Source organism: Chlorogloeopsis sp. ULAP02, from assembly GCF_038404745.2.
Lineage (GTDB): Bacteria > Cyanobacteriota > Cyanobacteriia > Cyanobacteriales > Nostocaceae > Chlorogloeopsis.
Genome location: NZ_JAYKTT020000021.1, coordinates 25,695 through 44,555 on the forward strand (window position 1 = coordinate 25,695; position 18,861 = coordinate 44,555).

Consider the following 18,861-nt stretch of genomic DNA (forward strand, 5'->3'; position numbering starts at 1 on the left):
TCTAACCATCTACTAGCATCATAACAACCGCAAATACCACTAAACTACAATAATTAATAAACTGCTATCTCCGTAATAACCGCTAGTGATGAAAGCAACTAACGAAGAATTTCTTTATCTAGAACTAAACTAACCAAGAATAAACCTTAAAATTAATGAAAATGCAAGCTGGTACTTGCACCTCAAACTTAGTATTAATACTAAATTTTAATTATGCTATGGCTCACTACCAAAAGCTACTGAGAATTTCTACCACTGGCAAATCTTTGTATAACATCACTCCCAAAATCGAAGCGATTGTTTCTGAATCGGGAGTTGAAACAGGCCTTTGTACTTTATTTTTACGACATACTTCTGCAAGTTTACTTATTCAAGAAAATGCTGATCCTGATGTACTTAGGGATCTTGCAAATTTTATGTCAAAGCTTGTACCGGAATTAGCACAGTATATTCACGATGCTGAGGGGCCTGATGATATGCCAGCCCATATCCGTACGGCTCTAACTCATACCTCAGAAAGTATTCCAATTAATCGAGGTCATTTAGTTCTAGGAACTTGGCAGGGTATTTACATCTGGGAACATCGTCAACACAGCCATACAAGGGAATTAGTTGTGCATATTTCTGCTTAGTCATAGAGAACGGGGAACAGGGAAAAGGAAAACAATGTGTGTAATTAATTCTTTCTGAGTACCTATGATGTTAACTGTTAATGACTAACAACCAATGACTAATCACTAATAACACATGAAAATTGCCGATTTAATCGCCTGGTTTGAAGAATGGGCAAATCCATCTTGGCAAGAAAGTTGGGATAACTGCGGCTGGCAAGTGGAACCAGGAGTATTACAAGAAGAAGCACGGGTATTGGTTTGCCTAACGCCTACTTTAGCAGTCATGAAGGAAGCGATCGCCTATCGTGCAGCTGGCATTCCTGTAAACCTAATTTTTGCCCACCATCCTTTAATTTTTAGTCCACCTAAATCTCTACGTGGTGGTGATCCGATTGCGGAGATGGCACGGTTAGCATTTACTCACAATATTGGTATTTACAGCGCCCACACTAACTTTGACCAAGTGCAAGATGGTACTGCTGATGTTTTAGCTCAGATTTTGGAACTAGAGCAAGTCTTTCCTATAGTCACTACACAACCAGGTTTGGGATACGGACGCGTTGGCAATCTACAGCCTTCTATTTCACTAGGAGAGTTAATGGCAATAATTCAAACCCAACTTGCCCCTCCTAATTTGATTTACTCACCAACACTAGATTTAGAACAACAAATTGATAGAGTTGCTGTTTTAGGTGGTTCTGGAGCAAGTTTTATCTCAGCAGTAGTCAAAACAGGCGCTCAAGCCTATCTGACTTCTGACTGCAAGTTTCATCAATTTCAAGAAAGCCGCGATCGCGGTTTGATTTTGATTGATGCTGGACATTATGCTACAGAACGCCCTGCATGCGATCGCCTTGTGCAAAAGCTTCGTTCTTTAAAGGTTGCATGGGTACAATTAAGCCAACAAGACGAAGATTTTCGTTTGTTTTATCAATAAATTTATTTTCGTAATTTTCCACGCTATGTCCGCATTTTGAAAAGAAATCCACCGGAATATACAGCAGTGAGAACGATGATGCAATAATTACACATTTATAATTTTACGAAATTTTACTATAACCACCAGTATAATTTGTTATAGCAAATAATAAATTTCAACTTAAATTAATTTTGGCTTTTGATATTAATAGTAAAGTTTATATAGCCAATGCCTATTCTGCTACACCATGTGACTTTAGTCACGTACTTATGTGATGTACAATCACTAGCTTTTACTGATCCATATCAATCAGAGAAAGATTGAAATATTCCAAAGTTGAGGAAAGAAGTTGCCAACTATGTTTTAATCACCATGATTCGCGCACTCGTTGAATCTGCTTTCCAAACAGGGTATCTTAGTGTTGAATCCGAAGGTCTTCTCTATCAAATGGTGGCGATGAAGAGTTACCAGCCGGGAGATTTAACTGCTATTTCAGCGCTTTTAGATGCTGTTCGTGCAGGTCGAATTAAGCGGGAGGCTTCCTCAAATCTGGTGATGAAATTTCCCAAGTACAAAAAATAGAGATAATACCTTAAAGTAGAGCATTATTAGGCAGCATTGTGAATTTGCAGCTAGTCGAATGTCAACATATACAAAAAATGTAGCAAAGAACTATTTAGAGTTGTTGTTTAAAACCATGAAGGACACGAAAGAATAAGCTAAGATCATTTACGTAGGGATAAAAGTAAAGCCAAGTCCCCAGACTTCCCAGCAATGCCAATGAATACAAGTAGGCAATTTAAACAACCGCGAACCAAACTTGTTTCTAAGTATCTTTTATTACATAATGATACTAAGGATTCACTAGTGGCTGTGAACCTGGTCAGGTCAAACCCTGAATTATGTGACTTCTATGAATGAAAACATTTCCTAAATGACCTCAACAAATAAAGTTAAACTGGTGCAGTGAACAAAAATAAACGTTATGACCCAAGAGTTCCCTAGAACTGATAACTACAACCAAGTCTTGGACTTGGGTCAAAGAGAGCACTTTTAGAGGTTGTTTTGCAAACCTACCTATATTTAAGTGCTATCCATATGGGAGTAAAACCCAGATGTCAACAGATTTAACCAAGTTTAGAAAGGCAGAAGCTGTAAATGCTACACCGCAAGATTTATCAATTGTGTTGCGATGGGCGGGAAGTTTGTATTTTCTTGCGGGACCAGCAACGCTGGATTGAACGCGCCCGCATCATCGATATAGAGGGAGATTTAGTAACCCTGCGTTATGAAACAGATGAAGAAGATGAAATTTGTTCTTGGGAGGAGATGGTTCGCCTAGAAAGTATTGGTGCTATTACCCAAAAACTAGCTTCCGTACCACGTGGTAATGTAGAGCCTCTCCTGACAGAAGAATGTCCAGAAGCTGAACGTATCCGCAATCGTTACACTGACTCTAATCCAGATTAACTGGGGATTGGGGATTGGGGATTGGGAAGAATCTATTTCCTAGTCCCTAGCCCCTTCATTTCCACGCTCAAAAGCAGGGCAGTAGCCGTCCAAAGTTACTTTAAAGTTAAATAAAGGGGACGCGGGATTCCAGCACCGTTGTCCCCTTTGATGTCTACAGGTACCGCAGCACTCTACATCAGACAAAATAAAGCGATCACTACTTTGGTTGAGAAGCTCTCGTTGCGACAGCCCTCGCAATACTAGTTCTTCTCCCTGCCAACGGGCTTCAATCAAACCAGTATCAGCAAACTGCCGCCAGCGTGGATCGGCTGTAATTGCATCGGGAAGAGCAATAGTTACTACCGTATCTAACTCTGTAAGTTCGCCTTCATAGTTAGTTTCGGGAGCTGCTGGCTGTAAAAATGTTTCTCCGATCGGAATTTCTACTAATACTCCTGCTTCTGGAGAATGGACGTGATAGCGATTCTGCAACTCATCCAAACTAGTCAGATCTGCCAAGTAGGTAGGAGAACCGTGGACAAAAATGACGTGCTGCGGGCGTAAATTGTGAATTAATTGAGTAGTACCAGGGCCATCGCTATGTTGAGCAAGGAGATAGTTTTCAACAGTAATAATTCCTGGGAATTGGTAATTATTGTTAATTTTTATCTCAGTTTTTTCTGGTGAAAGAATCAGCCAAGGGCCTGTATCGGGTTGGCAATATTCCCTCAAATCGACTGTAGAGTCGGTGAGGACAATACAAGGGTATCTACCGACACGATCGCGCTGTCCAGGTTGTAATCGTCGCACACGCGGACGTATGCGTTCGTCCCAAAATAAGGGTTGATGGCGAGCAAAATTCTGTACAGATGGTGGAAAATGAGATAGTAATTCTAAATAAGTATCGCAGCCTACAGCCACAGTACCATCTACCCAGATATCCAGATCGCGACCTGTAAAGTGGTGGTGACTGCGTAACAGCATTAATAATTCTTGACCTAAACCCAAAGCAGGTGTGGGCAAGAGTACAGAATAAGAGTCGGCGATCGCCCGGTTAACTCGTTCTGCTAGTTGATTTTCTTGGTTGCGACGGTGAGGATGGCGAGCTGTGCCATAGGTACCCTCAATAATTAAGGCATCCAACTCCAATCCTCGCAGTTCTTCTAAGCGCAAACCTTCCACTAATCGGGAGTTAGACAAGAAAAAGTCCCCAGTATACAGTAGCTTGTAGGAACGCTGTGAAGTGGTATAGGTAAACAGTACCGCCACTGCTCCTGGTAAATGTCCAGCAGGAAATAGTTCTACTACTAAACCATCCTTAACCTCTACAGGCGATCGCAAAGGTAAAGCTTGACAAAATTGGGAAATATCTTGAAGGTTTTGGTTTGGCCAATTCAAAGGCAATAACTTGCTAGTTACCTCACTAGCATAGATTGGCAACAGCGGAAAGGCTTGATGTAGCGCTAGCAATCCCCTGGCGTGATCTGCATGAGCATGACTTACCAAAACAAAATCAGCAGGCAGAGGCGAACGTCCCCGACGTGCAGGTTTAGCAAGCCCCTTCATTAGAGATGAGATATCTGCCAAACCACAGTCAAGTAAGATGCGGTGCGGCCCCATCCGTACCAACAGACACACACCTTCACCACTATGGTTTACACCGTAGGGTAAACATTCTAATTCATGAGACGCTTCCCCTGTATCAATTCGAGAGGATGCCGACAGGCGATCGCTCATGCTCTCCTCCCCTCTAACCTTATTTTTATGAATATTTCCGACAAGCCAAGTAGTATGACGAAGATTTTGCTCACCTTACCTGGGGCTAATTTCACAAAGTGCGCCCCTACACCCTTGGAATGCGGATTTGTTATTGGGGAGGAAGCCTCCACGGAACCCGCCTCGGTTCCAAAAAAGTGGGTTATTCAAAAGCCCTAAAAATAACAGGACTAGGGGCGGTTGGCTCTTAATTTTTTCTCATTAATGTGCAGAGCCATTGCCGTGGTAATTATCTGAATCGTAAAATCCATTTTTTGTGCCAAAGAACAAGCACGACACAGTAAAGAGAACTGTTAATCCAGCTAAGATTAGCTTTACATCCATTTGCTTGTAGCCCTCTACTAAAGACCTTCTTCTATTATGTATGTAAGTGATTCCGCTACAGAGGATAATCACTGGATATTCCCTACCATGCTTGGGTGGATTGGACAATGGGTGAATCTACTGTAACCAGTCCGATTGTAGAACTTTTCCACTCACCTGTCTATCAAAATTTTGGCGCAGGATCTCAAAACCAGATAGGACTTACACACTGAAAGCTTAAAACCTAGATCCCCCTACCCCCCTAACCTTCAGGAAGGCAAAGTCTACAGAAGGGGGAATTTCTGAAGCCTCCTTTTTAAGGGGGTTGGGGGATCTAAGTGCGTAACTGTTGCCAGACACAAAGCCAAACTCTTGCTTTCCACTAGCAGAGCTTCTAAATTTCAGTAGATTCACAATAAACTATCAGATAATGTTGTTATGACTTCTGCACAAGTTCCAGTTGAGAATTTAGTACTTGTTATTGGTGCAACAGGCGGTGTAGGGCAACTAGTAGTAGGTAAGTTGCTAGAGAAGGGCTTTAAGGTTCGTATTCTGACACGCAATGCTGCAAAAGCTCAAAAGATGTTTGATGACAAAACAGAAATTGCGATCGGTGATCTGCATGATCCGACTAGCTTTTCACCAGCAATGATGAACATCAGTTACATCATATGTTGTAGCGGAACCACTGCCTTTCCCTCCGCTAGATGGGAGTTTGAGCAGACACCCAATTTGATTGAATGGATCAAGCTGTTGTCTAATCCTGAATTCGCTCAAACAAAAGCCAAAAATAGTCCTGCAAAAGTTGATGCCGAAGGTATTAGCAATTTGGTACAAGCAACACCTCGCAACCTAAAGCGCTTTGTTTTTGTATCTTCCTGTGGAGTGCTACGTAAAGATAAGTTTCCTTACAGTATTCTCAATGCCTTTGGTGTACTTGATGCTAAACAAAAGGGTGAAGAAGCTATCATCAATTCGGGATTACCTTACACCATCATCCGCCCAGGAAGGTTGATAGACGGCCCCTACACATCTTACGATCTCAATACTCTACTCAAAGCAACTACAGAAGGCAAACTTGGTGTAGTACTGGGAACAGGTGACAAACTTACAGGTCAAACCAGTCGGATTGATGTGGCAGCAGCCTGTGTAGAATCCATCCAAAATTCCAATTGTGAAAGAAAAGTGTTTGAAATAGTTAATCGAGGAGCGAGGCCTTCTGTTATTAATTGGGAAAAGTTTTTCTCTGAGTTAAGCTGACCTCATCTTTTCTGACTCGTTAGTCGCTAAATAATACCAATTTTAAAAATAATCGCTATATGTATAGCAACTATCTTGAAAGTTGCTGCGCATCTGGCGCATTCTTTTCTGGAATTGGTATAAGTCGCACTGTATATTTACATGCACTAATATGACTTGGAAAAAACAGGAGCTAAAAAGGTAGTGCGCTCTGAGGGGTTACACGCCAGTTCACCATCTTTGAAGAAGCACGGAATCTAATCAGGAAATTTAATGTGCATTGAGTACAGAACTCAAATCAATAGAGGTAAAAATGATTATGGCTTCCAAACGAGATAAGTCTAAAGACGGGTTAAGAAACAAACTAGAAACAGCTGCTTTGACTGGGTTCAAGCCTATTTGGAACTTTATTCAAGGCAACCCAAGTCTTGCAAAAAAAATTAACAAACTTCTCATTAATAATGCTATTTATAAAGTTCCGACTCGTCCTTATCCGTTTAGTACAATGTCTCCCTACACTTCATGGGAATCATTAACAGATCGCACTTACTCTGGTCTTCATTTACCACCTCTTGATTGGAAGCCTTTAACCGATAAAAATTACATAGGAATTAATTTGACTCCAGCGGAAAAGTTTGAACAAAATCTACCTTCCGTAGATGATTTAGCTATTTTATATAAGAAAACAGAAGAAACTAAATACTCACCTAAATCTACGCTGATTTTCCCCTATTTTGTTCAGTGGTTTACCGACAGTTTTTTACGAACAGATCGCAAAGAAGCCCGTAAAAATAATTCCAACCATCACATCGATTTATGCAATGTCTACGGGTTGAACCCCAATATTACTCATTTGTTGAGAGCTTATCAGGGGGGCAAGCTAAAAAGCCAGATTATTAATGGAGAAGAATATCCTCCTTTTTACTATGACGAGAATGGGCAACCCAAGGAAGAATTTAAAGGGCTACCTCATGTTTACACCGATGAGTTCATTCCAAAAGCAGATAGTTTTCCCCCTGAAAAAAAACAAACATTGTTTGCAATGGGGTTAGAAATTGAACGGGCAAATGTACAAATTGGCTATGTAATGCTCAATATTCTTTGCTTAAGAGAACATAATCGTCTGTGTGAACTTTTGGCAAAAAAATATCCAACCTGGGATGATGAAAGGCTTTACCACACCGCCAGAAATATTGTGATGGTGGAAATGTTAAAAATTGTTATGGAAGATTATATTAATCACATTACTCCCTATCACTTTAAATTTTTCGCCGATCCCCTTGCCTTTACTAATGAGAAATGGTATCGCCAAAATTGGATGTCGGTAGAATTTACCTTAGTCTATCGTTGGCATAGTATGTTGCCCGATCGCATAATTTATGACGGTCAAGAAGTTCCCACACCCGCTACAATGTGGAACAATGAAATGATTATCAATAAAGGATTGGGAGCTTTATTTGAGGAAAGTTGTTCCCAACCAGCAGCGCTACTAAGCTTATTCAACACACCTGAATTTTTAATACCTACTGAATTAGCTAGTATTCGTTTAGGTCGCACCACAAAAGTAAGAAGCTATAACGACTATCGCGAGCTATGTAAATATCCAAGGGTAACTAATTTCGACCAGATTAGTAGCGATGAAAAAGTAAAAAGAGAACTACAACGTTTGTACGGTCATGTAGATAATCTTGAAATGTATGTAGGACTCTATGCAGAGGATTTGCGACCTAATTCAGCCCTACCTCCTTTAGTCGGACGACTAATCGGAATTGATGCTTTTTCTCAAGCTTTAACTAATCCTCTATTAGCAGAAAATATCTTCAATCCAGAAACTTTTTCCCCTGTAGGTTGGGAGGAAATTCAAAATACGAGGACTCTTTCGGATGTATTAAATCGTAATGTCCCTCAAGGTCAAACCTATCGAGTTTCATTCTATCGTCAGGATTGGCAACTAGTCTGATTAGTAAACAACTCACGGTAATTATGGATAAGAAGTTATTTACAGAATATCCAGAACAGGATGAGCGCAAATATTATGATCGCTTGGTTGAACAAGCCAAAAAACGCATGGATAATCTTTTTCAAAATCAAGAACGAGCGCTCCGAGATACCCATGCCAAATCTCACGCTGCTGTAAAAGGCACGCTCGAAATCTTTGATATTGATGAGGATGCAATTAAACGCGAATTAAATCAACGCGCTTCATTGAATTCTTCACAGTTAAATGTGATTTCTCTGAAACAAGGCTTGCTAGCACAACCCAAACAATATCCTGTTTGGATCAGATTTGCGAATGGGCGTACCAAAGTAGAGCATGATTATGTCTCGGATACACGCTCAATGACAGTGAAAGCGATCGGGGTTGAAGGAGAACGGCTCACACAAAGCCATGAGTCGAAAACCCAGGATATTATTACTCAAAATGCCGAGATATTTTTCATCAAAACCATTAAAGACTACTACGGCTTTTTCAGTGCTGTAGTTAAATCGGAAAAAGCAGCACTCAAATGGCTTCTGCTACATCCCAAACAATTCTTGGCACTTAATAAGATTACGAAACCGACTCCCCAGAGTTTATTAACCGAACGATATTGGAGCGGTTCAGGGTATGCTTTGGGACTTAATCCCAATTTTGATGACTCCCAGACTGGTTTAGTTCCTGTTGAATATCCAGTTGTGGTTAAATATGCATTTACTCCAGTTTCACCTGAACTACCCCATAATAGGATTCCATTCCAAGAAAGACCAAAAAGCGATCGCGATCGTGCCAAAGCTCTGGCTGCAAATGGCACTCAACCAGACAACTACTACCGAGATGAGCTTATTCAAGCCCTCGCCAAACCTGACGCCCATTACTGTTGGGACTTTGGCATTCAGTTTCAAACTAACCCTAAGATGTCCATTGACGATGCCACGATTGTCTGGCGAGAAAAAGAATCACCTTTTTTCACAGTAGGTCGTCTTACTGTAAAGCACCAAATAATTAATTTTGAAAAACAATACGATTTCTGTGAAAATCTACAGTTTTCTCCTTGGAACGGACTTACTACTCATCGTCCAGTAGGTGCGCTCAATCGGTTACGCAGTTTTGTGTATCCAGTTGTAGCATCCTATCGCCATCAAAAGCGAAGTCTTGTTTACCAAGAGCCAACTGGACATGAAACTTTTTAAATTTCAATAGCGTGTATTCTATGGATTCTACGCTAAAGCATAAATGCCAACACAGTAGATTTAGTTTTCACTACATAGCAACATGATGGAGAGCGATCGCTCTCCATTCTTTTTGTCTCCTCAGGACGACATACCAACTCTCGCGCTTATCTATCATCATTTATTTTCTTTACAAATTTTAATAATTAAGTTACAATTATTTACAAAAATAGCAATCATCTAATTTAGGAAGTATTTATGCGTACGAACGGTTCTATGGTTGACGATCAGGGTAAGATGAACAATTTTGCGATCGAGCCAAGAGTTTATGTGGATGCCCAAGGCGATCGCACTGGCTTTACTCCCTATGCCGAGCTGCTTAATGGGCGTTTAGCAATGATAGGTTTTGTATCGTTAATGGTGCTAGAAGCGTTGACAGGACACGGTGTTTTTGGTCTTCTAGGCAACTTATAAAAAAATAAATTTGAAAATTCAAGATTCCCGATGTTTTGAAGAAGTCGGGGATCTCTGTATGTTAAATACATTAACTTTGTTTAATTCTCTACGCTCATAAATTAACCTGATTAACTTACAGTATCTTTTTGTCTGCTGACGGCACATTTCATCTATTTGAGCACAATTATTTGTAGGGGTGGGTTTAGCAGATATCCTTTTGGTTTGAGCTAGAAATTGAAATAAAATCCGCCCTTACAGTATTGTATTGTGTGGTCTATCCATCTAAAAATGGCTGTAAGTCAGCACTTTTAAGTTAGCTGATTACCAATCTGTGTTACTCCTATTGTTAGTTGATATGTAAAAGCCATCCATTAGGTGGAGTATTTTTTTTAACTGAATAGGCTAGTCTACTTTTGTGGCTAAAAAGTAACACAGTTAATTATGAGTAATGCGCCCAAAATTGACCGCCAAAGAGAGCATCAAGCAAATGAGCGTACATTTTTGGCTTGGCTGAGGACTTCAATTGCGTTAATTGGTTTTGGTTTTGCGATCGCACGATTTGGTTTATTTCTGCGTCAGCTTAGTTTTACCCTGACACAACAACAACCAGATTCGCATCCCTTATTTAACTCAGAAAACTTAGGTATTAGTTTGGTAATTTTTGGTATTATTACTATCGCTTTTGCAGCTTGGCGATACAATCAAGTTCTATGGCAAATTGAAAGAAGTGACTATCAACCCATGCGATGGATAGTTTGGATGATAGCTGGAGTTGTAATGATTTTCGGATTTTTTAGTCTTCCATTACTGGTTATGCGAACTAAAATATCTCCACAAAGAGGTTTAAATCAGCCGTTATCTCGTAGTTTACGCTAATTATTAAATTTTAAGACTTGTGATAGAAAAGTCAGAAGAAAAATTTATAAGCAATATCTCCATATTTTATTTTTTCAAATAGAAAGATTGTTAATTAGAAATTTGTAACTTTAATCAAGAATTTCAAATAAGTTTATAGGGTGAATTATGGCTTTAACTACTTCAACAATGCTGCCAATTGGCACTCAAGCGCCAGATTTTAACTTACCAGATGTCATTTCTGGAGAGACAATCTCACTTTCTACATTTGCCAATAAAAAAGCTCTATTAGTGATGTTTATTTGTAGGCATTGTCCTTTTGTCAAACACGTTCAAGCAGAATTAGCAAAGTTGGGTAAAGATTACTTCCAAAGTGAATTAGGTATTGTGGCTATCAGTGCTAATGATGCTAAAAATTATCGAGATGATGCTCCAGATAGCTTAAAAGCAATGGCAGATGAGCTTGGTTTTCAATTTCCCTTTTGTTATGACGAAAGCCAAGAAACAGCAAAGACATATACAGCAGCTTGTACCCCTGATTTCTTTTTATTTGATGGCGATCGCAAGCTTGTCTATCGCGGACAATTGGATGATAGCCGTCCGAGTAATAACAAACCGGTAACGGGTACAGACTTGCGTGCTGCAATTGAGGCTGTGCTAGCGAATCAAGCTGTAAATCTGGATCAAAAACCAAGTATTGGTTGCAATATTAAATGGAAAATAGGGAACGAACCTAATTATTTTGGTAGTTAAATACAGTTAAGCTGAATTGAAAATCTGCTTAGGAATTAATTATATAAATATCCTCTCCCGTAAAATCACATGACGAGAGAGGATATTAACTACTATTTGTTGGAGCTATCAGTTACGGATTTCTAAATTGAGAATGTAACATCCCAGTTGGACTTTTTCTGCCCATAATTCGTATTCGACTCGTAAATTTTCTGGTAATGGGTGTCCATTGAGCGTTAAATTACTAGTAAAATTACGTAAGCGAATAGGTTGGTTAGGTTGCAGTGATTCAGTAGGCAACCAATAACGAGTAATACCATAAACACCCTGTTCCCAAAAATGACGGTAACTTAATTGACCATTACCCTGCATTGTCATAGTAACTCGATAGGGGGAAATTTCCAGCCACAATACTCTGGGACTATAAGGATTAATAATTTCTTTAGAACTGTTAACAGCTGGAGCCGTCAACAGTAGGTGAAAACGCTCACTATCTTTTTGGTATAAAGTCGCGGCGGTTTCGACCACAGACCAAACAGGTAAGTCTGTGGAAATTAATGATAGGCACACGGGCTTGCGGTGGTGAGTCAGCATGGGAGCGATAGAAGCTAAAAGCAATGAAATACAAAGTAATCGGCAGGTTTAAGTTAGGAACTGAATCGCAAAATATGCTTCATATTAACTGAACCTGCTGAATTAGAAAGCTAGACAAATCAAAGTAAAAACAAGTAATATGTCGGATTAGGAGGTTTTGGTGAGACTTTTGCTCTAGTTAGCTTAGTTTATAGTGAATGACAAAACCTCATTTGTCTTGTGCAGTAAACTGAGCGCCTCAAATAGTTTGTTTTTTGCAAGACTAGCAGGCAATAGCTACAAGATTGGTCTTTTTAGGCTTGCTAAAATTTGGCTTACCTGATGTTTGTGAAAAGAAGCTTTGCTTCGATTCAGAAGTTAATCTTCTCCTCGGAGTAGGAAAATAAAGCCAAAGATACATATTAAATATAGTCTTAGTGTATATCAGTAATTTTCATAGAGCAGAAAGCGATACGATACTAGCGAGGAAGTAACTAGCAGTGAGTTTTACCTTTACCGCTTATTAACTTCCGGTGCAGTCACAAGTCAGTTTATCCTAATGTCGCCTTCTGTTATTACTGTAGAAACTAAAGAAAACTTTTCTCAAAACTTAGTTATCGATCAAACTGCTTCTAAGTTAAGTTTACAAGGTCGTATCCGTGTTCCAGGAGATAAGTCTATTTCCCATCGTGCTTTGATGTTAGGCGCGATCGCTCAAGGACACACCCAGATTCAGGGACTACTATTAGGTGAAGATCCTTGCAGCACCGCTAGTTGTTTTCAGGCAATGGGAGCAGAGATTTCGCCCTTAGACGCAGAATTGGTGCAGGTTAAAGGAATCGGTTTGGGAAATTTGCAAGAACCAGTTGACGTATTGAATGCTGGGAACTCAGGCACAACAATCCGATTGATGTTAGGACTTTTGGCATCCCATCCAGGACGCTTTTTTACAATTACAGGCGATTCTTCCTTGCGATCGCGTCCTATGTCCCGTGTTGTTAAACCTTTACAACAAATGGGAGCGGAAATTTGGGGACGTAAAGATAGCTCATTAGCACCCTTGGCAGTGCAAGGACAAAATCTCAAGCCAATTCATTACCATTCTCCTATCGCCTCTGCTCAAGTCAAATCCTGTATTTTGTTGGCAGGTTTAATGACTGAGGGTAAAACTACTGTTACAGAACCAGCTCTTTCTAGGGATCACAGCGAAAGAATGCTCAAGGCATTTGGAGCGAAACTGGATATTGATGCCGAAACTAACAGCGTAACAATTAATGGCCCCGCTCAACTCATTGGGCAAACGGTAATTGTTCCTGGGGATATCAGTTCTGCTGCCTTTTGGTTGGTAGCTGGGGCAATTGTACCCGGTTCAGATTTGGTAATTGAAAATATTGGTGTTAATCCCACTCGTACAGGCATTTTAGAAGCTTTAGCAATGATGGGAGCTGATATTGAGCGAGAAAATGAACGAGAGGTGGCTGGCGAACCTGTTGCTGATTTACGGGTGCGTTCTTGTCGTCTGCAAGGTTGCACCATTGCTGGGGAGATCATACCCAGGCTGATTGATGAAATTCCGATTTTAGCAGTAGCAGCAGTCTTTGCCGAAGGGACAACTGTCATTAAAGATGCAGCCGAATTGCGAGTCAAAGAAAGCGATCGCATTGCTGTAATGGCTCGGCAGTTAAATAAAATGGGAGCACAAGTCACCGAGCTACCCGATGGGATGGAAATTACTGGTGGTACTTCTTTGATAGGTACAGATGTTGATAGCTATACAGATCATCGCATTGCCATGAGTTTAGCGATCGCTGCCCTTAATGCTACTGGTATCACAAACATTCATCGTGCAGAGGCCGCTGCCGTTTCCTATCCAAATTTTATACCTACGCTGCAACAAATTTGTAGCTAGCTACGTTCGCATTAATCCTTATCTTTGGAATGCGTACATTGCTCGTCTTAATTGAAAAGTTTGAAATAGGGTTACCTACCCTATTTTTAATTTTTAATTTTCCACGGAGAGGGGGGGATTCGAACCCCCGTTGAGTTTCCCCAAAACGCATTTCGAGTGCGCCGCATTCAACCGCTCTGCCACCTCTCCAGATTATGAAGGATTATATTTTTTTACTAGGCAATCTCTTCAATCTTAGCATGATACGAAGACAAGTGTATGAGTGTGTAAATGAGATTATGTTCTTGGTTTTGGACTTTACAGGTCAGTTTCGGAACCTAGTTTTTGATATTTTCTTTATTTTGCGATCGCTGCTTGAGATACTAAAGCATAATATACCTACAAAACTGAAGTTTTATTTTCTGTTCCTTGAATAAACGTTTCAAAATCACCGTTGAGAGTCCATTGAATTGCCCCATCTTTTCCTGTAATGTATAGTCTAGTCTGATCTTTACTCAGTTCAGATAAAGCTTTTTGGTCAATATTAGTATTAGATGTGATCGCGACTTGTGGCTGTAAAGCAACAACTAATTCTTTGAAAGACTCACCAGGACACCATAATACTTGTGGACGCGGTAATTGTCCTGTTTTTACTAACCGACGTATTTCTACAGGTTTAAGATTGCCTACGAGTAACCAAGTTTGACCCTGAATTTGCATCTGCAATATGGGCAATCCATTATTAATGTATTGCACAACTATAGAATTGGTACCGACAGTTTGACCAACTGATACAGGCTGGTAAAATCCTTTTTGCTTTTGTACTTCCTGTTGAATTATCTGGCTAGTAATGGTACTTTCCGATGGAGAAAAATAGTCATAAAAAACTTTAATTGGCAAACTTTGCAGAACTTCCAGCCAACCGTTGTTACTGTCTGGTTGGAAATTAGAAGCGATCGCCCAATCAATTTTATTTACGCCTTGTTGTTGCAAAAACGGTACTATTGTAAAACGTCCTGTCCCTTCATCACCACTATTAACTAAAGCTATCTTCCCTCGGTCTTGAATTACCATTACTGGTTCTTCACCAGCCGCCAACACTGTAACCCTAAACAAAGTGTTAGCAGAATACCACCCTGGAATTAAGACCAATCCTATTGCAGTCAAAAGGGCAAGCCACCAGCGTTTTTGCCACCAACGTACAATCCAAACTAATGCAATCAATCCATAAACTGCTAGTACCTGCCAAACTGCTATCTTACCAATAGCAAAAGAATTTCCTGGTAGATTGCTAAAAAATTCTACTAGCTTAATCAACCAATGACTAGGATAATATAATATCCCAGCCAAATAATTTTCAGTATTAGGCACAATTAACCCTGTTAAAGCATTGATAATTCCACCTATACTAATAACCGAAATGAAAGGCGTAGTAATAATATTTAATATTAAGCTATAAATTGGTACAACCCCAAAGACAAATAGTTGGACTGGTAAAGTCCAGATTGTCGCAGCTAAAGGAACAGCAATTAAAGAAGCGATCGTTCTTGGTAGCCATTCCAAACGTTTAGTTAATGGTGGTACAGTTACTATTAACCCTAACGTTGCTAAAAAACTTAGTTGAAATCCTAAATCCCAAATCCATAAAGGATTAAATAATAATAATAAAGTAGCAGCAAGCAGCAACAATCCTAACTGCTTAATCTTTCGTTTTAATCCTAAACCAATTAATACTGCAAATCCCATTACTACAGCTCGCAGTACTGCAGGCTGAAAACCTGTCAAACATAGAAAAATAATTAACGCCAAACTGCCCAAAGTAACTTGCAATACCCTGTTGAAGCGCTTAGTTAAACTCAAGACTACACTCAGGATCAAGGAAGTTTGAAATCCAGATGCTGCTAAAGCATGAGCTAAACCAGCTTTGACAAACGCATCGCGGATATAGTATGGCAAATCAACAGCCTTGCTGCCTATAACCATAGCACTAACAAGAGGCCCTTCCGGAACACCTAACCAACGTACTTGCGATCGCACAATTTGTTCACGGATTCGCCACCATCCCCACTGATTTTGTTCATCATTCAATATATTTACAAGTCTTCCAACAAAACCAGCAAAGGCTCCCTCTTGCTGAAGGAATTTTTGAAAGTCAAAAGCACCGGGGTTTGATGGCGGTTTTGGCTTGTATAAAATGCCAGTTACAGCAACTTGTTGACCGGGGTGTAACCCAGTAGCCTGAAGTATAGGCACTGTTACATACAACTTACCCGTTACACCCTTACTTGCAGCTGCCGCTCCTTGATCGTTTTTTACTTCATCAAGTTGAGTCGCTTCTAACCAAAACTGTCCTCGTTGACTGCGAGTTAAGCGTGGTGTACTTATAATCTCACCACGGACAATAAAGAGTTGTTCTTGATTATTATTCTCTGCTGGAACAAGCTTACTGATATCGTTTGTTCCTGGTTGAGGAATCCTCAATTGAAAATAGAAAGTTGCTAACAAACCTAACGCGCCAGCAATTAACCATACTCTTGCATGAGGGGAAAATAACACAAATGGTGGTGTATTAGCCTTTAATTGAGTGTTTGGGGTTTTTTGCCGGGCTTTGGATGGATTTAATCGTCGTTTTCTAAAAATAATTGCTCCCACAATTCCCAAAAGCATTACCCAAGCACCACCCCAGGGAACTGCTGTGAACAGTAACCCAAGAATATAGCCAAGACAGATAATTACACCACTTGCCTGAATCATTGGAATTTTTGCAATAATACCTGGCGATTAAAGTTACGGCTACAAAAATGTAGACGCCCTCAGGGCGTCTACAGTCTAAAGGCACAGAAAGATTTTGGCAATAGCTAAATCTATAAAGACAAACCTAACTTCAAACCCAAAATAGCATGGAGAAACATCAGAAAAAGTGCAGTACTGCCCAAATAGGCGTGAAGGTTGCGTAAACCAGGTTGATTGCCTCCAAACTTACTGAAAGCAATTGCAGAATTGATTCCCAGTAAAACTAATACACTTGAACCAGTCCAAAAATGAGGACTTTCCATAATAGGTTGACTTTGCATGACAAGAGATAACACTCCACCCGTGAAACCTAAAGCCATAAACAAAAACATCCATGGTGCTATCTGGCGATGAGCGCTGCGACTTTTAATCGCAGTATCTTTATCTTCAACCAATCTTCCTCGCCAACCCGTAAACCCTACAACAATTCCCATTACAAACACTACAATCCCCATCATTAGAGGATGTCCCCAGTGGACTATCGGTTCGGGAATGCCTAGACTGCGAAACCAAGCAGCGATCGGTTCCAAAATCTCAGTCAAATTCACCATTTATATTTCACAGCCTTCTCAGTATTTATGCTAGTGTCTATGCTTTTAGATTAACCTAAGTAGCTAATCAAACATTAATTATTGTTGTAAGCTTTTGAGAAAATCGAGCTTTACTGTGAATTTATCAGCAAAATAATCAGCAACCTCTGTGGAAGTCAGTGGTATTACCTCTGTTCCATGCCGAATTGGCTGTAACGCTACCCCTAAACTGCAATGCGAACTGCTGGCCTTTCTGTACACATACCTGGCATTCATTCCAGGTATCTTAAAGTATTTGCCTATTGGTAATTCTTGAAAAGTCGTCATAACGCTCAAGATTAAGATTCAGATGTGAAATTTCTTCCTAATTGTATTGTTCTTACCTGTGCTGCATCTTGCCATCAAATAAGACTCAAACATCTGCTTTTTTCAGCAATGGAAAACCTAACTTTTCTCGTTGTTCAACATACAATTGTGCAACCTTGCGTGCTAAATGCCGAATCCTCCCTATATAGCGAGTTCTTTCCGTGACTGAAATTACTCCTCTCGCATCAAGCAAATTGAAAGTATGCGAACACTTCAACACATAATCCAAACTAGGTAATACCAGTCCCCGCTCTGTCAATTGCAGTGCCTCTTGCTCATACATATTGAATAGCGTGAGCAACATCTCAGGATTGGAAGCTTCAAAGTTATACACACACTGCTCAATCTCTCCCTGGAGGTGAACATCACCATATGTGATGTTGTCCGTCCAGTGGATTTTAGTCATTGCCTCCACTCCCTGGAGATACATCGCCAAACGCTCTAATCCATAAGTAATCTCTATCGATACAGGACGGCAATCAATCCCTCCGCATTGTTGGAAATAGGTAAATTGAGTAATTTCCATCCCATCTAACCATACTTCCCAACCTGTACCCCAAGCTCCAACCGTCGCATCTTCCCAATTATCTTCCACAAACCGGACATCGTGGTCTTCTGGGCGAATTCCCAAAGCTCTCAAGGAGTCTAAATAAATCTCCTGAATATTGTCTGGCGAAGGTTTAATCAGCACTTGATACTGATAATAATGTTGAAAACGATTGGGGTTTTCGCCGTAGCGCCCATCTGTGGGGCGACGACAAGGTTCAACGTAAGCGACTGCCCAAGGCTCAGGCCCCAGCGCTCTTAGAAACGTATGAGGATTCTTAGTGCCGGCTCCCTTTTCAATGTCGTAAGGCTGGGCAATCAGACATCCGCGATTGCTCCAAAACTTATGCAATACTTCAATCACCGACTGAAAGTTCACAATAAACCTCTTTAAGTTAACCTTGCATAAACCATTGTTGCGTAATCTTGGTTCAGCAGATTATTTGTAGAGGCTCAAAAAAAGTAAAAAATTTTCCTGTGAAATAGTTGACAGTGAGGAGTAGGTTAGTTAGTATAGTTAAGTGCCTGATAAGCGTCCGCTGCAAAGCGTCGCTCGAAGGAAGCCGAACCATGAAAAGATTATAGTTTGAAAGCAATTATAAGACACAAAGCCTGCGGGAGTAAAGAAAATAAAGACCGAGGCTAAAGGTCGAAAAAGAAATAGCCAAG

Annotated in this window: 17 protein-coding genes and 1 tRNA gene; 11 read left to right on the forward strand and 7 right to left on the reverse strand. The window is 40.3% G+C overall.

Annotated features, from left to right (window positions below; genetic code table 11):
* Positions 1-218 precede the first annotated feature (218 nt).
* From U2718_RS10090 to U2718_RS10105, 4 genes are all read left to right on the forward strand, one after another.
* Complete coding sequence (locus U2718_RS10090; RefSeq protein ID WP_341998673.1) at positions 219-632, forward strand: secondary thiamine-phosphate synthase enzyme YjbQ; 414 nt, start codon at positions 219-221, stop codon at positions 630-632.
* 115 nt (positions 633-747) lie between these two features.
* Complete coding sequence (locus U2718_RS10095) at positions 748-1,551, forward strand: Nif3-like dinuclear metal center hexameric protein (RefSeq protein ID WP_341998641.1); 804 nt, start codon at positions 748-750, stop codon at positions 1,549-1,551.
* Positions 1,552-1,905: 354 nt separating this feature from the next.
* Entirely contained in the window at positions 1,906-2,115 is a 210-nt protein-coding gene (locus U2718_RS10100) for a hypothetical protein (protein ID WP_341998643.1), read from the forward strand.
* 576 nt (positions 2,116-2,691) lie between these two features.
* Complete coding sequence (locus tag U2718_RS10105; RefSeq protein WP_289793901.1) at positions 2,692-3,003, forward strand: DUF6679 family protein; 312 nt, start codon at positions 2,692-2,694, stop codon at positions 3,001-3,003.
* A 39-nt stretch (positions 3,004-3,042) separates the two neighbouring features.
* On the opposite strand, the gene U2718_RS10110 is transcribed toward U2718_RS10105, so the two are convergent.
* Positions 3,043-4,722 carry an MBL fold metallo-hydrolase gene (locus U2718_RS10110; RefSeq protein WP_341998646.1) on the reverse strand — a complete coding sequence of 560 codons (1,680 nt, stop codon included), beginning with the start codon at positions 4,720-4,722 and terminating at the stop codon, positions 3,043-3,045.
* A gap of 780 nt (positions 4,723-5,502) precedes the next feature.
* Here U2718_RS10110 and U2718_RS10115 point away from each other — a divergent pair.
* From U2718_RS10115 to U2718_RS10140, 6 genes are all read left to right on the forward strand, one after another.
* Positions 5,503-6,324 carry an SDR family oxidoreductase gene (locus U2718_RS10115; protein WP_341998648.1) on the forward strand — a complete coding sequence of 274 codons (822 nt, stop codon included), beginning with the start codon at positions 5,503-5,505 and terminating at the stop codon, positions 6,322-6,324.
* A gap of 298 nt (positions 6,325-6,622) precedes the next feature.
* Entirely contained in the window at positions 6,623-8,263 is a 1,641-nt protein-coding gene (locus U2718_RS10120; RefSeq protein WP_341998650.1) for a peroxidase family protein, read from the forward strand.
* A 23-nt stretch (positions 8,264-8,286) separates the two neighbouring features.
* Entirely contained in the window at positions 8,287-9,474 is a 1,188-nt protein-coding gene (locus U2718_RS10125) for a catalase (protein ID WP_341998652.1), read from the forward strand.
* 237 nt (positions 9,475-9,711) lie between these two features.
* Positions 9,712-9,927 (forward strand): chlorophyll a/b-binding protein, encoded by a 216-nt coding sequence (locus U2718_RS10130; protein ID WP_341998654.1) that lies wholly within the window; start codon positions 9,712-9,714, stop codon positions 9,925-9,927.
* A 423-nt stretch (positions 9,928-10,350) separates the two neighbouring features.
* Complete coding sequence (locus U2718_RS10135; RefSeq protein ID WP_341998656.1) at positions 10,351-10,785, forward strand: YidH family protein; 435 nt, start codon at positions 10,351-10,353, stop codon at positions 10,783-10,785.
* A 147-nt stretch (positions 10,786-10,932) separates the two neighbouring features.
* Positions 10,933-11,517, forward strand: a complete 585-nt coding sequence (locus U2718_RS10140) for a thioredoxin family protein (RefSeq protein WP_341998658.1) — start codon at positions 10,933-10,935, stop codon at positions 11,515-11,517.
* Positions 11,518-11,625: 108 nt separating this feature from the next.
* Here U2718_RS10140 and U2718_RS10145 read toward each other — a convergent pair whose 3' ends face one another.
* On the reverse strand, positions 11,626-12,090 hold the full coding sequence (locus tag U2718_RS10145; protein ID WP_341998675.1) for a hypothetical protein: 465 nt from the start codon (positions 12,088-12,090) through the stop codon (positions 11,626-11,628).
* A 538-nt stretch (positions 12,091-12,628) separates the two neighbouring features.
* On the opposite strand from U2718_RS10145, the gene aroA reads away from it, so the two are divergent.
* Positions 12,629-13,978, forward strand: coding sequence for a 3-phosphoshikimate 1-carboxyvinyltransferase (aroA, locus tag U2718_RS10150; protein ID WP_341998660.1), 1,350 nt, complete (start codon positions 12,629-12,631; stop codon positions 13,976-13,978).
* Between the two features lie 104 nt (positions 13,979-14,082).
* Here aroA and U2718_RS10155 read toward each other — a convergent pair.
* The 5 genes from U2718_RS10155 to glyQ all read right to left on the reverse strand — a co-directional run bounded on the left by U2718_RS10155 (position 14,083) and on the right by glyQ (position 18,571).
* A tRNA-Ser gene (locus tag U2718_RS10155) sits at positions 14,083-14,167 on the reverse strand.
* A 189-nt stretch (positions 14,168-14,356) separates the two neighbouring features.
* Positions 14,357-16,711 carry a ComEC/Rec2 family competence protein gene (locus U2718_RS10160; RefSeq protein ID WP_341998662.1) on the reverse strand — a complete coding sequence of 785 codons (2,355 nt, stop codon included), beginning with the start codon at positions 16,709-16,711 and terminating at the stop codon, positions 14,357-14,359.
* A gap of 110 nt (positions 16,712-16,821) precedes the next feature.
* The gene (locus tag U2718_RS10165; RefSeq protein ID WP_341998665.1) at positions 16,822-17,301 is read right to left on the reverse strand and encodes a DUF4079 domain-containing protein; all 480 of its coding nucleotides are present in this window, start codon (positions 17,299-17,301) and stop codon (positions 16,822-16,824) included.
* 78 nt (positions 17,302-17,379) lie between these two features.
* On the reverse strand, positions 17,380-17,607 hold the full coding sequence (locus U2718_RS10170; RefSeq protein ID WP_341998667.1) for a hypothetical protein: 228 nt from the start codon (positions 17,605-17,607) through the stop codon (positions 17,380-17,382).
* A gap of 85 nt (positions 17,608-17,692) precedes the next feature.
* On the reverse strand, positions 17,693-18,571 hold the full coding sequence (gene glyQ, locus U2718_RS10175; RefSeq protein WP_341998669.1) for a glycine--tRNA ligase subunit alpha: 879 nt from the start codon (positions 18,569-18,571) through the stop codon (positions 17,693-17,695).
* Positions 18,572-18,861: the final 290 nt, after the last annotated feature.

Excerpts from the sequence above, each read along its gene's own strand:
- U2718_RS10120 (WP_341998650.1), top strand. The coding sequence starts at position 6,623 with ATGGCTTCCAAACGAGATAAGTCTAAAGACGGGTTAAGAAACAAACTA.
- U2718_RS10105 (WP_289793901.1), top strand. The coding sequence starts at position 2,692 with ATGCTACACCGCAAGATTTATCAATTGTGTTGCGATGGGCGGGAAGTT.
- U2718_RS10130 (WP_341998654.1), top strand. The coding sequence starts at position 9,712 with ATGCGTACGAACGGTTCTATGGTTGACGATCAGGGTAAGATGAACAAT.
- U2718_RS10165 (WP_341998665.1), bottom strand. The coding sequence starts at position 17,301 with ATGGTGAATTTGACTGAGATTTTGGAACCGATCGCTGCTTGGTTTCGC.
- U2718_RS10140 (WP_341998658.1), top strand. The coding sequence starts at position 10,933 with ATGGCTTTAACTACTTCAACAATGCTGCCAATTGGCACTCAAGCGCCA.
- U2718_RS10115 (WP_341998648.1), top strand. The coding sequence starts at position 5,503 with ATGACTTCTGCACAAGTTCCAGTTGAGAATTTAGTACTTGTTATTGGT.
- U2718_RS10160 (WP_341998662.1), bottom strand. The coding sequence starts at position 16,711 with ATGATTCAGGCAAGTGGTGTAATTATCTGTCTTGGCTATATTCTTGGG.
- U2718_RS10145 (WP_341998675.1), bottom strand. The coding sequence starts at position 12,090 with ATGCTGACTCACCACCGCAAGCCCGTGTGCCTATCATTAATTTCCACA.
- U2718_RS10090 (WP_341998673.1), top strand. The coding sequence starts at position 219 with ATGGCTCACTACCAAAAGCTACTGAGAATTTCTACCACTGGCAAATCT.
- U2718_RS10125 (WP_341998652.1), top strand. The coding sequence starts at position 8,287 with ATGGATAAGAAGTTATTTACAGAATATCCAGAACAGGATGAGCGCAAA.
- U2718_RS10110 (WP_341998646.1), bottom strand. The coding sequence starts at position 4,722 with ATGAGCGATCGCCTGTCGGCATCCTCTCGAATTGATACAGGGGAAGCG.
- U2718_RS10100 (WP_341998643.1), top strand. The coding sequence starts at position 1,906 with ATGATTCGCGCACTCGTTGAATCTGCTTTCCAAACAGGGTATCTTAGT.
- U2718_RS10170 (WP_341998667.1), bottom strand. The coding sequence starts at position 17,607 with ATGACGACTTTTCAAGAATTACCAATAGGCAAATACTTTAAGATACCT.
- U2718_RS10095 (WP_341998641.1), top strand. The coding sequence starts at position 748 with ATGAAAATTGCCGATTTAATCGCCTGGTTTGAAGAATGGGCAAATCCA.
- U2718_RS10135 (WP_341998656.1), top strand. The coding sequence starts at position 10,351 with ATGAGTAATGCGCCCAAAATTGACCGCCAAAGAGAGCATCAAGCAAAT.
- aroA (WP_341998660.1), top strand. The coding sequence starts at position 12,629 with ATGTCGCCTTCTGTTATTACTGTAGAAACTAAAGAAAACTTTTCTCAA.